The organism is Bradyrhizobium betae (assembly GCF_008932115.1).
GTDB lineage: Bacteria > Pseudomonadota > Alphaproteobacteria > Rhizobiales > Xanthobacteraceae > Bradyrhizobium > Bradyrhizobium betae.
The window spans coordinates 7,110,361-7,124,818 of record NZ_CP044543.1; the positions used below are offsets into that span (position 1 = coordinate 7,110,361).

12 protein-coding genes and 1 pseudogene are annotated in these 14,458 nt (G+C 63.5%); 3 read left to right on the forward strand and 10 right to left on the reverse strand.

Annotation, left to right across the window (positions count from 1 at the left end; all coding sequences use genetic code 11):
* Window positions 1-73: 73 nt before the first annotated feature.
* From F8237_RS34185 to F8237_RS34195, 3 genes are read right to left on the reverse strand one after another with little or no spacing between them, the layout of a single operon-like run.
* Complete coding sequence (locus F8237_RS34185; RefSeq protein WP_151650393.1) at window positions 74-1,066, reverse strand: Bug family tripartite tricarboxylate transporter substrate binding protein; 993 nt, start codon at window positions 1,064-1,066, stop codon at window positions 74-76.
* Between the two features lie 52 nt (window positions 1,067-1,118).
* Window positions 1,119-2,378: a CaiB/BaiF CoA transferase family protein gene (locus F8237_RS34190; protein ID WP_151650394.1), complete on the reverse strand. Its 1,260-nt coding sequence runs from the start codon at window positions 2,376-2,378 to the stop codon at window positions 1,119-1,121.
* Between the two features lie 9 nt (window positions 2,379-2,387).
* Window positions 2,388-3,182 carry an enoyl-CoA hydratase/isomerase family protein gene (locus F8237_RS34195; RefSeq protein WP_151650395.1) on the reverse strand — a complete coding sequence of 265 codons (795 nt, stop codon included), beginning with the start codon at window positions 3,180-3,182 and terminating at the stop codon, window positions 2,388-2,390.
* A 116-nt stretch (window positions 3,183-3,298) separates the two neighbouring features.
* On the opposite strand from F8237_RS34195, the gene F8237_RS34200 reads away from it, so the two are divergent.
* Both F8237_RS34200 and F8237_RS37500 read left to right on the forward strand, forming a co-directional pair.
* Entirely contained in the window at window positions 3,299-3,964 is a 666-nt protein-coding gene (locus F8237_RS34200) for a GntR family transcriptional regulator (protein WP_151650396.1), read from the forward strand.
* A 565-nt stretch (window positions 3,965-4,529) separates the two neighbouring features.
* Window positions 4,530-5,090: pseudogene (locus F8237_RS37500) on the forward strand (MBL fold metallo-hydrolase); the annotation flags it as partial.
* 264 nt (window positions 5,091-5,354) lie between these two features.
* Here the strand turns inward: F8237_RS37500 and F8237_RS34210 are convergent.
* The 7 genes from F8237_RS34210 to F8237_RS34240 all read right to left on the reverse strand — a co-directional run bounded on the left by F8237_RS34210 (window position 5,355) and on the right by F8237_RS34240 (window position 12,303).
* Window positions 5,355-5,816, reverse strand: a complete 462-nt coding sequence (locus F8237_RS34210) for a GNAT family N-acetyltransferase (protein ID WP_151650398.1) — start codon at window positions 5,814-5,816, stop codon at window positions 5,355-5,357.
* Between the two features lie 510 nt (window positions 5,817-6,326).
* On the reverse strand, window positions 6,327-7,019 hold the full coding sequence (locus F8237_RS34215; protein WP_151650399.1) for a hypothetical protein: 693 nt from the start codon (window positions 7,017-7,019) through the stop codon (window positions 6,327-6,329).
* A 267-nt stretch (window positions 7,020-7,286) separates the two neighbouring features.
* Window positions 7,287-8,006: a haloacid dehalogenase type II gene (locus F8237_RS34220; protein ID WP_151650400.1), complete on the reverse strand. Its 720-nt coding sequence runs from the start codon at window positions 8,004-8,006 to the stop codon at window positions 7,287-7,289.
* 156 nt (window positions 8,007-8,162) lie between these two features.
* Entirely contained in the window at window positions 8,163-9,164 is a 1,002-nt protein-coding gene (gene glpX / locus F8237_RS34225; protein WP_015686400.1) for a class II fructose-bisphosphatase, read from the reverse strand.
* An 81-nt stretch (window positions 9,165-9,245) separates the two neighbouring features.
* The gene (locus F8237_RS34230) at window positions 9,246-10,562 is read right to left on the reverse strand and encodes a homoserine dehydrogenase (protein ID WP_151650401.1); all 1,317 of its coding nucleotides are present in this window, start codon (window positions 10,560-10,562) and stop codon (window positions 9,246-9,248) included.
* Between the two features lie 29 nt (window positions 10,563-10,591).
* Window positions 10,592-11,812, reverse strand: coding sequence for an LL-diaminopimelate aminotransferase (locus F8237_RS34235; RefSeq protein ID WP_151650402.1), 1,221 nt, complete (start codon window positions 11,810-11,812; stop codon window positions 10,592-10,594).
* A 215-nt stretch (window positions 11,813-12,027) separates the two neighbouring features.
* The gene (locus tag F8237_RS34240) at window positions 12,028-12,303 is read right to left on the reverse strand and encodes a hypothetical protein (protein WP_151650403.1); all 276 of its coding nucleotides are present in this window, start codon (window positions 12,301-12,303) and stop codon (window positions 12,028-12,030) included.
* A gap of 255 nt (window positions 12,304-12,558) precedes the next feature.
* On the opposite strand from F8237_RS34240, the gene F8237_RS34245 reads away from it, so the two are divergent.
* The gene (locus tag F8237_RS34245; protein WP_151650404.1) at window positions 12,559-14,379 is read left to right on the forward strand and encodes a PHA/PHB synthase family protein; all 1,821 of its coding nucleotides are present in this window, start codon (window positions 12,559-12,561) and stop codon (window positions 14,377-14,379) included.
* The last annotated feature ends 79 nt before the right edge of the window (window positions 14,380-14,458 follow it).

Sequence of the window (14,458 nt, forward strand, 5' to 3'; positions counted from 1 at the left end):
CTTCGCCGGGACGACAGCGGAGTTTGTGGTGAGGTCCTACCCACGCGATCACCGCCGTTCCAACAACCCCGCCTCACTTGACCAGCCAGCCCTGCTCGCCCGCAACCTGCCTGACGTGCTCGAGGTCCTCCTTGATGAACTTGTCGAACTCGGCACCGGTCAGGAACGTGTCGACCTGGGAGGTCTTCTCGATGTAGTCCTTCCATTCCGGCGTCGCCTGCACCTTTTTCATCAGGTCGATGTAGAACGCTGCCTGGTCCGGCGTGACCTTGCCCGGCAGCCACACCGTGCGCGGCTGCTCATATTGCTTGATGTCGAGGCCCTGCTCGACACAGGTCGGAACGTCGCTCCAGCCTTCGGTCGCGGTAACCTTGGGGCCCAGCGGCAGCCGCTTCGGGCTGAAAACGCAGAGCGGTCGCTGCGTTCCACCGCGCCATTGCCCGAGGCTTTCGCTGGGATTGTTGACGTGGGAATCGAGGTGTCCTCCGGCGAGCTGCACCGCGGTCTCGGCGCCGCTCTTGAAGGGGATGTAGGTCAGCTTGATCCGGCCGGCCTTCTCGATCATGCGGGTGAGCACCTCGTCGGTGTCCTTGGACTGCGCGCCGCCCATCTTGAATTCAGCCGATGCAGCGGCCTTCAGATAGTCGCCGGCCGTCTTGTAGGGCGCGTCCTGCTTGACCCAGAGCAGGAACTCGTCCTGCGCCATCGCCGCGATCGGCGTGAGATCGGTGTAGTTGAAGGCGACCTTGGAGACGAGCGGCTGCTGCCAGGCGTTCGACGTGCCGAAAATCACCTTGTAGGGGTCGCCGGCGGAGGCCTTGGCGTAGACATAACCTTCCGCGCCGCTGCCGCCGCCCTTGTTGGCAACGACGATGGGCTGCTCGGTCAGCTTGTATTTGGTGATGATGTTCTGCACGGCACGCGCAAGATTGTCGGTGCCGCCGCCCGGCCCGGCCGTGGCCACGAACTCGATCGGCTTTTGCGGTTGCCAGGCGCTGAGCGCCGGCAGCGTGCCGGCGAGAACGGCCACAGCCGTGGACAGCAGAAGCTTCGACGTCCCACCCATGATTTCCTCCAGCTTTTTTGTGTTCTGCTTTATTTGTCGTATCGACGTCCGGTCAGGCGACGCGTTCCTCGCGCCTGCCTGAGCCCAGCACGATCGCGCCTTCTTTCTCGAGCGCTTCGATCTGCTTCTGGTCGAACCCGTGCTCGGCCAGAACCTCGCGTGTATGCTCACCATAGACCGGCGCGCCGGTGCGCACTTTCCCCGGCGTCTGCGAAAACTTGACGGGAAGCCCGATCGTCTTCACCGGGCCGAGCGTGGAATGCTCGACCTCGACGACCATCTCGCGTGCCAGCGTCTGCGGATCGCTGAGCGCCTCCAGCATGTCATGCACCGGTCCGCACGGCACGCCCTTGTCATCCAATGCCGCCAGCCAATGCGCCCGCGACCTGGTGCGGAAACGCTCGCTCAGGACGGCTTCGAGCTGCTTCAGGTTCGCCATGCGGTCGGCCCCCGTCACGAAGCGCGGATCGGCGGCGAGCTCGCTCGCACCAAGCGCTTCCAGCATCAACAGCCAATGCTTCTTGTTGGCGCCGCCGACCACGAGCCAGCCGTCCGAGGCCTCGAAGGCCTGATAGGGCGCGTTGAGCGGATGGGCCGAGCCCATCGCGCGCGGCGCGGTGCCCGCCGCCAGCGCGATCGTAGACTGCCAATAGGTCTGCACCAGCGCGGCCTCGTAAAGCGAGGTCTCGACCCACTGCCCTTCGCCGGTCTTGAGGCGGTGGGTATAGGCGGCCAGGATGCCCATGCTCGCGAGCAGGCCGGCGGTGATGTCGGACAGCGGCGGGCCACACTTCACCGGCGGCCCGTCGGGGCGCTCACCGGTAAAGCTCATGATGCCGCTCATGGCCTGCGCGACGAGGTCAAATCCCCGGCGGTGCTTGTAAGGGCCGGTGCGGCCGAAGCCCGACAACGAGCAGTAGATCAGCGACGGGTGCTGCTCGTGCAGCTCCTCGTAGCCGAAGCCGAGCCGTTCCATGGCGCCGGGCGCAAAGTTCTCGACCAGCACGTCGGCGCCCGCGATCAGCCGCCGCAGCACCTGCTTGCCGCCGTCGGTCTTCAGGTCCAGCACGATGCCGCGCTTGTTGCGGTTCATCATCAGGAACGAGGCCGCCTCATCGCCGATCTTCGGCGGCACCGAATGACGGGTGTCGTCGCCGTTCGGCGATTTCTCGATCTTGATGACGTCGGCGCCCATATCGGCGAGCATCAGGGTGCAGGTCGGGCCGGCCATGACGTGGGTGAGATCGACGACCTTGAGGCCGGCCAGCGGTCCCGAGCGACGAGGGGTGGATTGCGATCGATCGCTTTGCATCGGGGCGTCCTAATGACCGCGCCACTGCGGCGCGCGCTTGTTGAGGAAAGCATCGAGCCCTTCGCGAAAATCCTGGCTCGTGTAGCACATCAGGATGAGGTCTTCGCCCTCGTCCCGTGTCAGCCGCTTCTGCAGGCGGGCGACCGCCTGCTTGGTCGCGGTCAGGGTCAGCGGCGCGTGACCGGCCAGCAGCCGGGCGACCTCGTCGGCGCGCCTGTCGAGCGCGGCGATGTCGTCGACGACCTCGCCGAGCAGCCCGACGCCGGCGGCCGCGGCGGCGTCAACGAGGCGCGCGGTGAAGATCAGGTCCTTGACGCGGGCGGCGCCAATCAGCGCGGTGAGACGGCTGACATTGGACATCGACAGGCAATTGCCGAGTGTCCGCGCGATCGGAAATCCGATCTTTGCGCTTCTCGTGCCGATGCGCAGGTCGCAGGCCGCGGCGATGCCCGCCCCGCCCCCGGTGCAGAACCCGTTGATCGCCGCGATGGTCGGCACCCGGCACTGCTCGAGCGTGGTGAGCACGCGATCGATCCGGTTCTCGTAGTCGATGGCGTCCTGCGGTGTCTTGAATTCACGGAACTGGTTGATGTCCGTGCCCGAGGCGAAGGCCTTGTCGCCGGCCCCGCGCAGCACCAGCACCTTGAGCGAATGATCGCTGTTGGCCTCCTCGCAGATCGCCGCGAGGCGCTCGTACATGGCGAAGGTGAAGGCATTGCGCGCCTGCGGGCGGTTGAACGTGATCCACCCGATGCCATCCTTGCATTCAAAAACGAGGTCGTTCGCCTCCACCGCGCGGTCCATTTCCCCATATCCTCTTGTTTTTTACATTTTTGAATGCAAAATCTGCGCTTATCAAGCTGAAACTTCCAAAAACAAGCCGATCGCTTCATTTTTGCATTCAAACCGGAGCCTCTCCCATGCTTCACGAAGAGGTCGTCGGCCGCATCCGCGCCATCCTGCTCGACGGCGAAATCCCGCCGGGCGCCCGGATTCCCGAGCGAGAGCTGTGCGATCGGCTGCAGATCTCGCGCACGCCGCTGCGCGAGGCACTCAAGGTGCTCGCCGCCGAAGGGCTCGTGCAGCTCCTGCCCCATCGTGGCTCGCGTGCGGCAAAACTGACCGACAAGGACATGCGCGACCTGTTCGAGGTCTGTCAGGGCCTCGAGGCCCTCGCCGGAGAGCTCGCCTGTGAGCGCATCAGCGACGCCGAGATCGGCCGGATCGCCGCCGCGCATGAGGACATGGTTCGGCATTATCGCGAGGGCGATTTGATCCAGTATTATCGCGGCAACCGCGCCATCCACGAGGCGATCGTCGCCGCGGCCGACAATCCCGCGCTGACCGGGCTCTACGCGTCCGTCACCGCGCGCATCCGCCGCGCGCGCTATGTCACGCCGATGACGCCGCAGCGCTGGGCGTTCGCCGTGATGGAGCACGAGGCGATCCTGAACGCGCTGCAGCGGCGCGACGGCGCCGGCCTCTCGCACATCCTGCGTGCGCATCTGCGCCACAAGCGCGAGGAAGTCCTGCAGGCGGGCTTTGCCGAGACCGAAGCCAACGACCGCACGCTGCGGATCGCGTGAAGCGGCCGCGAGCACCATTGTGACACAGAAAGATTCCTATCAGCCGCCCGCATTGCGCCGTCAGCAGACACAATCGCGACACAATCATTGATTGCATTGCTGCAAGATCGGCTGGATCGTTCTGACGACAAGAACATCGGCGACGGCGTCTTTTGTGGTCTGCCGGAATTGCGCTTTCCGCTTTGACAAAACGCGATCGTCCGCAAACCAATTCCACTTGCGAGCTCGTCTGAACCGGCGCAGCATCCGACTGCTGGCCTCAGGCCGAACATCACGCGCGAAAAATCGTGCGGATCAAAACAGAAAATGGAGGAAACGAATGACGCTCGATGTCTCACGTCGGTCCCTGCTCGCACTCGGCGCCGGCCTTGGCCTTGGCCTTGGCGCCAGCGCACTGCTCGGCGGCAGTGCGCTCGCTCGCGCTCCCAAGCTCGGCACCCAGACGCCCTACTGGCACCGCTTCAACCTCGGCGATGCCGAGGTGACCGTCGTGTCCGACGGACCGCTGCCGCTCGGCGATCCCTCCGGCACCTTCACCGGCGTTCCCAAGGAGGAGGTGAAGAAGATGCTCGCCGACAATTTCCTGTCGCCGGATAACGTCGTACTCGAGCAGAACTCGCCGATCGTGAACACCGGCGACAAGCTGATCCTGTTCGATACCGGCATGGGCAGCTCGAAAATGTTCGGCCCCACCACCGGCCGGCAGCAGAAGAGCATGATGGAGGCCGGCATCAAGCCGGGGGATATCGACGCCGTGGTCTGCTCCCACGCGCATGTCGACCACATCGGCGGCATCGTGGATGCCGACAACAAGCCGCTGTTTCCGAACGCGCAGATCTACATCTCCCAGACCGATTTCGACTTCTGGACCGATGAAGGCAAGATGGGGAGCCCGGCCAAGGACTTCGTCGTCCACGCCCGCAAGAATCTGCTGCCGGTCCGCGACCGCATCGTGTTCTTCAAGGACGGTCAGGAGTTCCTGCCCGGCGTGCAGGCAATCTCCGCGCCCGGCCATACCGTCGGCCACACCATCTTCATGGTCTCCTCGGCCGGAAAGTCCTTCGCGTTCCTCGGCGACCTCTCGCACCATTCGGTGCTGCTGTTGGAGCGGCCGCGGATGGAGTTCTCCTACGACACCGACCCCAAGCAGGCGGCAGATTCGCGCGTAAAACTGCTCACCATGCTTGCGGCCAACAAGGTCCCGGTGATGTCCTATCACTTCGCCTGGCCGGGCTATGGCCATGTCGCCAAGGCCGGCGACGGCTTCCGCTATTATGCCGAGCCGATGCAGATGACGCTGTAGGTCGAGATCAGCTCCGGGTGGCGCACTCGCGCCGCCCGGACCCGCTATCGGTGGCAGCGCAAGGCCGAATGCCCCACCGGTTCGGCATCACGCCGTCGACCTCTCCATCAGCGTGAGAGTCACGCTGTTATGGTCGATCCGGTCGAACGTGATCCAGCCGATCCGTGCGTAGAGCGCCTCGCTGCGCGGCGTGAACAGATACAGCCGATCGTAGCCGAGCGCTGCGGCCGCGCCGACGGCGTGCAAGCTCAGCGCGGAGGCGATGCCCCTGCCCCTCAATTCGTCCGGCACGTACACCGAAGATAGCCAGGGTGTCAGATGGGTGTGGGTCACCGTCGTGGCCAAAAGGCCCGCCGAACCGAGCAGCGCCCCGTCCTCCGACAGCGCAATGAAGGCCATCGGCAGCGCACCTCTCTGGAGCGACCGACGAAGCCTCTCGGTTCGGTCCGCGCGCGTCATGGCCGGCGTGAGATAGCAGAATTCCGCGTGCTGCCAGGCTGCGATCGTTTCAAGATGTTCGTGGTGGTCCGCCAAATAGGCAATTTTCATGGAGATCACCGGAAGGTCAGCGATCCAGTATAGGCGCTTCTGCCAAAGCGCGCGATGCGTCAGATTGGTGTTGCGCCGCTACATTCCGGTCCAATGGCGCGTACTCCTGAACGTCGGCTTACCAGCACAAAGCGGACGTAAGCTACCTCGGACATGATCGGCGGCTTGTGACCCATTGCGGCCCTCGACGTCGTCATTGCCTTAGAGAAAACCAAAGCTTAACTTTCGGTTGTCTAGATGCATCGACGCAATCCGAGGGGCAGGCATGGAGCATTTGCTGCAAATCGTAGCCGCCGGAGCGCTCCTAGGTGTCTTCTACCTGTACGTCGCGCTGGCTTACGTTCTTATGTTTGCGGTCAAGTTTTGGCCGGTCGTCCTGTTTTTTGCATTACTTCTGGCTGTTGTCTTCTTCGCGAGGCGAAAGAAACAACGGGATAGTTGATCAACCCTCGCGATTTCCGCTCTGACCCAAAGCGGACATGACTGAGCCAACTGCGGCCGCCAAGAACCTCATTCGTCTCTTCGATAAAAATCGCGTGCAGTCAGCTCGTTGGCGAGCGTGTTTCGGGAGTGGTATTGATCTCCGTCCAGATGAGTTTTCATGGCCTTAAGCCACGGCAGCTTTGCTTGAATGCCGGCCGTCAACGGGTCTTGAGTTACCTCAATGGCAACGTCGCGGAGTGAAACTCCAGAGCCGAATGTTGCCGCTAGATTTCTTGGATCAATCTGTTCAACCGACTTCGGATCATCGAGATCACGAAATCTGACCAACATCGGAACTTCGTCGACCTTCAACACCCGGTGCGCATGCTGCTCTCTCAATAGCCGCACTTGCGGAAGGGGATCGGTCTCGCTCTTGATCAAGTCGGCAAAAGCATGAAACAGCATCCATGCAGGACCACCTAAATCTCCATATCCAGCTTTCGGCCCATGCAGAAGCGCGAAAAGCGTACCGTGAAGCCCGAGATCGACCACAACAGCTTCGCCGCTAACCTCATTGCCGAAGCCTCCCATAGAGCCGAAGAGGCCCCTCGTGTCGGACTGCTTGACTTGAACGACGCCTGAACCGCTGACAAGCTTTCCATCAACTTCTACGTTAATTGTTAAGCGGTATCTGATGGTCTCGCTTAGGCTACCACAGCCAGTTAGTGCGCTCACAAGAACGCAGAGCGCAGCCAGCCGTTTCGCGAGCAGTGGAGCCATCGCCGCACCGATACTACGCCGCAAATCTGGTCGAGCTTGCTGGCGCTCTAACAAGCTTTGGTTGTGCGTGGCAACAAACTAAAGTTCAGTAAATGTCGATCCTCTCGGCCGACCATGTCTGCTCCCGGGGCAAGCTACGACATCCCGCTTCGGCGCCCGAAGTCTTAGTTTGACCCATCCCTCACCTGCGGTGAGGTCCGCCAATGCGCTGCTGTCAGCGACAGAGCGGACCTCGTACGAACTGCCGCACGGGTGTGTAAGTCTACGTTAGCACCCCAACTTGTCAGCGATCCCGCCAAAATCCCTGGCGACGATGTCCCAGTTGCCGGTGGCCTCGAAGTCCACCTTCTGGTGCGGCCCGTACTCGGTCGGCCTTGCGACGAACGCGGTCTTCAGTCCATTCTTCTGGGCGGCGGCGAGATCGCCGTTGTGGGCGGCGACCATCATCACCTCTTCCGGCTTGAGGCATAGAAGACGCGCGGCGCCGAGATAGGTCTCGGGATCGGGCTTGTAGTGCTCGAACAGCTCGGCCGACATGATGAGGTCCCAGGGAAGGCCCGCAAACTTCGCCATGTTGGTGAGCAGCGCGACGTTGCCGTTCGACAGCGGCGCGATCACGAATTTCGTCTTCAGGCGCGTCAGGCCGGCGACGCTGTCGGGCCACGGATGCAGACGGTGCCAGCCCTTGGTGATGTGGTCGAGGTCGGCCTCGGTCAGGCCCTTGATCGCGAACTTCTCGACCAGCTTGTCCAGCGAGCGCCGGTGCAGGACGTCGAGGATGACATAGCCGCGCTCGGGATGCTTGCGCACGTCATCCATGGCGGCCGTGTACATGCCGCGCCAGCCATCGACCAGAGCGGTCCAGTCGGCGGTGATGCCGCGGCCCTTGCCCCACCACATGAGATCGCTGATCAGGCTGGTGCGCCAGTCCACGACGGTGCCGAACACGTCGAAGACGAGGGCTTTGACGGCGGTGAGATCGGACATGTGCGCTTACCCTGATTGTTCTTGTTGTCATTCCGGGACGATGCGCAGCATCGAGCCCGGAATCCATTTTACTTCTGACTCTGCCGCCCGATGGATTCCGGGTTCTCCGGGCCGCGCGCTTTGCGCGGTCCCGTCGCCCCGGAATGACGGAGAACATCAATCCAGATGGAACTTCGCCAGCTCGCGGTGCTCGGCCTTGATGTAGCGCACGGTGCCGGTGACGGAGCGCATCACCACCGTCTCGGTCTCGATCACGCCGTCCTTGCGGAACTTGACGCCGGACAGCAGCGAGCCCGTGGTGACGCCGGTGGCGGCGAACAGACAATCGCCGCGCGCCATGTCCTCGATGCCGTAGATCATCTTGGGATCGTTGACGCCCATCTTGGCGGCGCGCTCGATCTTCTCGCCGGAATCGAGGATCAGGCGGCACTGCATCTGGCCACCGATGCAGCGCAGCGCCACGGCCGCGAGCACGCCTTCCGGCGCACCGCCGGTGCCGAGATACATGTCGACGCCGGTGTTGTCGGGGTCGGCGCAGTGGATCACGCCCGCGACGTCGCCGTCGGTGATGAGACGCACGGCGGCGCCGGTCGAGCGCACACTCTCGATGATGCTGGCATGACGCGGACGGTCGAGCACGAGCACGGTGATGCCGTCAGGCTGGACACCCTTGGCCTTGGCGAGGCGGCGGACATTTTCGGCCGGCGTGGCGTCGAGCTCGACGACGCCCTTGGCATAGCCGGGGCCGATCGCGAGCTTCTGCATGTAGACGTCGGGCGCGTGCAGCAGCGTGCCGCCGTCGGCCATCGCCATCGTGGCGATCGAGCCCGGCATGTTCTTGGCACACAGCGTGGTGCCTTCTAGCGGGTCGACCGCGATGTCGACCTGCGGGCCGGCGTTCATGCCGACCTTCTCTCCGATGAAGAGCATCGGCGCCTCGTCGCGCTCGCCCTCGCCGATCACGATGGTGCCTTCGATCGGCAGCTTGTTGAGCTCGCGCCGCATCGCGTCCACCGCGGCCTGGTCGGCCGCCTTCTCATTGCCGTGTCCGCGCAACCGCGCCGACGACACCGCCGCCCGCTCCGTCACGCGCACGATCTCCAGCGTGAGGATGCGCTCGAGCAACGCTTGCGGCGGGACTGAAATATGGGTCGACATCGGCTAACTCCTTCGAAACAGTTCTGGACGGAAATCTCCGTCCGCATCAATTCGTAACACCCACAGTTCGTTCGAACCGTGTCAGTTCTTCTCGATCCGGATCACCTGCGGCCGTCCGCTGATCACCTTGTCCTTTTGAACGGCGGCGAGCGCGCGGCGCACGGCGTCCTCATGCGTGGCATAGGTGATCAGGATGACGGGCACGGGCACCGCCTTGCCGTCGGCGGACGCAGCGCCGCCATTGGGATGACGTTGCACGATCGACTCGATCGAAATCTTCTGCTCCGCAAGCCGGGTCGCGATCGCGGCCGCCGTACCCGGGAAGTCGCGCGCCAGCAGGCGAATGTAGTAGCCGCCCTCGTGCCGCTCCATCGGCGCCTTCCTGGTATCGCGCAGCTGCGCGATCGGCCGGCCGAACGGATTGGCGCGGATGCCGCGCGCGACATCGGCGATATCGGCGACGACGGCCGATGCGGTCGCGGCGCCGCCGGCACCGGGCCCGACCAGCGTGATCGGCGGAATGCCCTCGCCATCGATCGTGACCGCATTGGTGACACCCATCACCTGCGCGATCGAGGAGGATTTGGGAACCATGGTCGGATGCACGCGCTGCTCGATGCCCTTGGCGGTGCGAACGGCAACGCCGAGCAGCTTGAGCCGGTAACCGAGCTCGTCGGCCGCGCGCAGATCCTCCGGCGCGATGGATGAGATACCTTCGACATACACCGCGCTTTGAGCAACTTTCGTGCCGAAAGCGAGGCTGGCGAGGATCGCGAGCTTCTGCGCGGTATCGTGGCCGTCCACGTCGAAGGACGGGTTGGCCTCGGCATAGCCGAGCCGCTGCGCATCCTTGAGACATTCGGCGAAGGACAGGCCCTCCTGCTCCATCCGGGTCAGGATGTAATTGCAGGTGCCGTTGAGGATGCCGTAGACGCGGTTGATGCCGGTTCCCGCAAGACCCTCGCGTAACGTTTTGATGACGGGGATCGCGGCGCCGACGGCTGCCTCGTAATTCAGCGCACCGCCGTGCTTTTCGGCGGCCTTCGCCAGTTTCAGGCCGTGCTTGGCGAGCAGCGCCTTGTTGGCGGTGACAACGGACTTACCGGCGTTGAGCGCAGCTTCCACCGCAGACAGCGCGGGATCGCCGGCGCCGCCCATCAGCTCGACGAAGCAGTCGATGCCGGGATGCGTAGCCAGCGCCATCGGATCCTTGACCCATTCGACGCCGCGCAGGTCGACGCTGCGCTTCTTCGCCTTGGAGCGCGCAGTGACGGCAACAACGCGAATGCCACGACCGCTGCGGCCCGCCAGCACGCGCGCCTGCGTTTCAATCAAACGGACAACTTCGGCGCCCACGGTGCCGAGCCCCGCTATGCCCACTTTCAGGGGTGCAACCATGATGCCTTGGAAAACCTGTCGAAGAGAACTTAACGCCGATTGGCGAGCGGAACGACGTTGTGCAACGTTTCGATGCCGCTTTCAAGGAAGCGGCGCACGCCGCGAGCGGCCTGCCTGATCCGTTGCTCGTTTTCCACCATGGCGATGCGGACATATCCTTCACCATGCTCGCCGAAGCCGACGCCGGGCGAGACCGCGACGCCGGATTTCTCCACCATCAGGGTCGCGAACTGCATGCTGCCGACGCTGCGGAAAGCCTCCGGCAACGGCACCCAGGCGAACATCGAGGCCTCCGGCGGCGGAATCTCCCACCCGGCGCGCCCGAACGATTCCACCAGCGCATCGCGGCGCTTGCGATAGGTGTCGCGCATCTCCCTGATGCAATCGTCGGGGCCGTTCAGCGCGGCGGTCGCGGCGACCTGCACCGGCGTGAAGGCGCCGTAGTCGAGATAGGATTTGACGCGGGCAAGAGCTGCGATCACGCGCTCATTGCCGACCGCAAAGCCCATGCGCCAGCCGGCCATCGAATAAGTCTTCGACATCGAGGTGAACTCGACGGTGACGTCGATGGCGCCGGGCACCTGCAGCACCGAGGGCGGCGGGTTGTTCTCGTCGAAATAGACCTCGGCATAAGCAAGGTCGGACAGGATCAGGATCTCGTGCTTCTTCGCGAAGGCGACGAGATCCTTGTAGAAATCGAGGCTCGCGACATAGGCGGTCGGGTTCGAGGGATAGCAAACGACCAGCGCCAGCGGCTTCGGGATCGAATGTACGATCGCCCGCTCCACCGCCTCGAAGAACTGCGGCGTCGGCTCCGAGGGCACCGAGCGGATCACGCCGCCAGCCATCAGGAAGCCGAAGGCATGAATCGGGTAGCTCGGGTTCGGACACAGGATGACATCGCCGGGCGCGGTGATCGCCTGCGCCACGTTGGCAAAACCCTCCTTCGAGCCGAGCGTCGCCACCACCTGGGTGTCGGGATTGAGCTTCACGCCAAAGCGGCGGTCGTAGTATCCGGCTTGCGCCTTGCGCAGGCCGTTGATGCCACGGGAGGCCGAGTAGCGGTCCGTGCGCGGCTTGCCGAGCGTCTCCTTGAGCTTCTCCAGCACATGCGCCGGGGCCGGCAGATCCGGATTGCCCATGCCGAGATCGATGATATCGGCGCCTGCATTCCGCGCGGCCGCCTTGGCCCGGTTGACCTGCTCGAATACGTAGGGCGGAAGGCGGCGGATGCGGTAAAATTCTTCCATGGCTCTCTGGGCTCCGGGCAACCGGTCAGGACAGAATCGACGGGTAGTGACGCCGATCGGAAAGGCAGCTGCTCCTCGCGCAAAACTCACTCAAGATCAAATACTTGGAGCGACTTTCGGCGACAAGGGCTGAGCGCCTTCGCCCTGACTCTCGGCTGATTTGAAGTCTTTTTAGCACGGCGCGGCGGGGGCGCCAGCGATTACCTTGCGCCGCCTCATTTGGCGTCTTTGGCAGCGACCGCCTGGCGGTCGCGTGCAGCTGCAAGCTCGGCCTCGATCTTGGCGCGCTGGTCCGGCGGGATGACCGCCTGATCACGGTCCGGCGGCAGGTCATGCACCGGCAGGTAGCTGGCGGGCTCCCGGGGATGGGCTTGCGCATCGGTGGGGGTGTAGTCCGCGAGCTGGCTCGAGCAGCCGCCCAGAGCGAGCGCCGCTATCAGCAGCGCGCCACGGATCGGCAGCGACTTTTGCAGATCCCTCAACGCCAACACTTGGGAAATCCCCTACTCGTCCCAACGCCAGGCTGGAGGGAGCTTATCCCAACAACCTGCCCAAGCTCAAACCATTGCTGCCCACAAATGGTACGAGCGAGAATTCATCCAAGGCCCACTGGTCCAAGACGTGCATCCTGATTGTGACGAAACCAAGAAGCTTTGTCGCAGTGCAGCACATCTTGGAGCGTGTTTAACGCCAAAGATGCGAGCTTCGCGGTGACGAATACGGAATGAATCGTTACTGTTCTGCTCATGAGTACCGCCACGACCGACATGCCCAAGTCAGGCAACAAGTCCGAGACGAAGTTCGACGCGGAAGCCTTCGCGATGAATGTCGCGCGGGCGATGGAGAGCGGCGGCAAGGCGCTCGCCGCCTACCTGAAGCCGCGCGAAAGCGGCGAGGTGAAGGACCGTCCGCCGGCCGAGCTGACCGAGGTCGTGAAGACCTTCACGTCCGTCGCCGAATACTGGCTGTCGGATACCTCGCGCTCGTCCGATCTCCAGACCAAGCTCGCCAAGGACTATCTCGACCTCTGGGGCTCGGCGGCGCGCCGCATGGCCGGTCAGGACGCCGCACCTGCGATCGCGGCCTCGCCGCGCGACAAGCGCTTTGCCGATCCGGAATGGAAGTCGAACCAATTCTTCGATTTCGTGATGCAGCTCTATCTGCTCACGACCAAATGGGCGCAGGAGCTGGTACGCGACGCCGACGGGCTCGATCCGCAGACCCGCCGCAAGGCGGAGTTCTACATGCAGCAGCTCACCAACGCGCTGTCGCCTTCCAACTTCGTGCTGACCAACCCGGAAGTGCTGCGCGAGACGATGGCGAGCAGCGGCGAGAATCTGGCGCGCGGCCTGAAGATGCTGGCCGAGGACATCGCCGCCGGCAACGGCATGTTGAAGATCCGCCAGTCCGATCCGGACAATCTCGTCGTCGGCGTCAACATGGCGACGACGCCCGGCAAGGTGATCTACCAGAACGAGATGATGCAGCTGATCCAGTACTCTCCGACCACGGAGACGGTGCTGCGCACCCCGCTGCTGATCGTGCCGCCCTGGATCAACAAGTTCTACATCCTCGATCTCAAGCCGGAAAAATCCTACATCAAGTGGTGTGTCGACCAGGGCATCACCGTGTTCGTGATATCATGGGTCAATCCCGACAAGCGGCTCGGCAACAAGAGCTGGGAAGACTACATGAAGGAAGGCCCCCTCACGGCGATGGACGTGATCGAGAAGATCACCGGCGAGATGAAGGTGCACACCGCCGGTTATTGCGTCGGCGGCACGATGCTCGCGACCACGCTGGCCTGGCTCGCCGAGAAGCGCCGCCAGCGCGTGTCGTCCGCGACGTTCTTTGCAGCCCAGGTCGACTTCACCCATGCCGGCGACCTCCTCGTGTTCGTCGACGAGGAGCAGATCTCGTCCCTCGAGCAGGACATGAAGGCGGCCGGCGTGCTCGAAGGCTCCAAGATGGCGATGGCCTTCAACATGCTGCGCTCCAACGACCTGATCTGGTCCTACGTCGTCAGCAACTATCTGAAGGGCAAGCAGCCGAGCGCGTTCGACCTGCTGCACTGGAACTCCGATGCGACGCGCATGACCGCGTCGAACCATTCCTATTATTTGCGCAACTGCTATCTGGAGAACCGGCTGTCGACCGGCACCATGGTGCTCGACAACACCCTGCTCGACCTCTCCAAGGTCAAGGTTCCCGTCTACAACCTCGCCACCCGCGAGGACCACATCGCGCCGGCGGAGTCGGTGCTGTACGGTTCGCAGTTCTTCGGCGGCCCGGTGAAATTTGTGCTGTCCGGCTCGGGCCACATCGCCGGCGTCGTCAACCCGCCAGCCTCGAACAAATACCAGTACTGGACCAACGACAACATCAAGGATGTCAGCGTCGCCGAATGGCTGAAGGGCGCGGTGGAGCACAAGGGCTCGTGGTGGCCGGACTGGCGCGAATGGCTGGGCGGGCTCGATCCCGAGGAAGTTCCGGCGCGCAGCGTCGGCAGCGACGCGCTGCCTCCGATCGAGGACGCACCCGGCAGCTATGTCAGGGTTCGCGCGTAGCGGAAACTTCCTTGCGCATGGCGCAATCTCGCGCGCTTACGTATAAGCTCGCTTTCAGCACGGCGACGACAGAGGGGAC

Bases quoted from the DNA above. Each gene is read 5' to 3' on its own strand.
- F8237_RS34235 (WP_151650402.1), bottom strand. From the start codon at position 11,812: ATGGAAGAATTTTACCGCATCCGCCGCCTTCCGCCCTACGTATTCGAG.
- F8237_RS34230 (WP_151650401.1), bottom strand. From the start codon at position 10,562: ATGGTTGCACCCCTGAAAGTGGGCATAGCGGGGCTCGGCACCGTGGGC.
- F8237_RS34210 (WP_151650398.1), bottom strand. From the start codon at position 5,816: ATGAAAATTGCCTATTTGGCGGACCACCACGAACATCTTGAAACGATC.
- F8237_RS34190 (WP_151650394.1), bottom strand. From the start codon at position 2,378: ATGCAAAGCGATCGATCGCAATCCACCCCTCGTCGCTCGGGACCGCTG.
- F8237_RS34245 (WP_151650404.1), top strand. From the start codon at position 12,559: ATGAGTACCGCCACGACCGACATGCCCAAGTCAGGCAACAAGTCCGAG.
- F8237_RS34185 (WP_151650393.1), bottom strand. From the start codon at position 1,066: ATGGGTGGGACGTCGAAGCTTCTGCTGTCCACGGCTGTGGCCGTTCTC.
- F8237_RS34220 (WP_151650400.1), bottom strand. From the start codon at position 8,006: ATGTCCGATCTCACCGCCGTCAAAGCCCTCGTCTTCGACGTGTTCGGC.
- F8237_RS34195 (WP_151650395.1), bottom strand. From the start codon at position 3,182: ATGGACCGCGCGGTGGAGGCGAACGACCTCGTTTTTGAATGCAAGGAT.
- glpX (WP_015686400.1), bottom strand. From the start codon at position 9,164: ATGTCGACCCATATTTCAGTCCCGCCGCAAGCGTTGCTCGAGCGCATC.
- F8237_RS34215 (WP_151650399.1), bottom strand. From the start codon at position 7,019: ATGGCTCCACTGCTCGCGAAACGGCTGGCTGCGCTCTGCGTTCTTGTG.
- F8237_RS34200 (WP_151650396.1), top strand. From the start codon at position 3,299: ATGCTTCACGAAGAGGTCGTCGGCCGCATCCGCGCCATCCTGCTCGAC.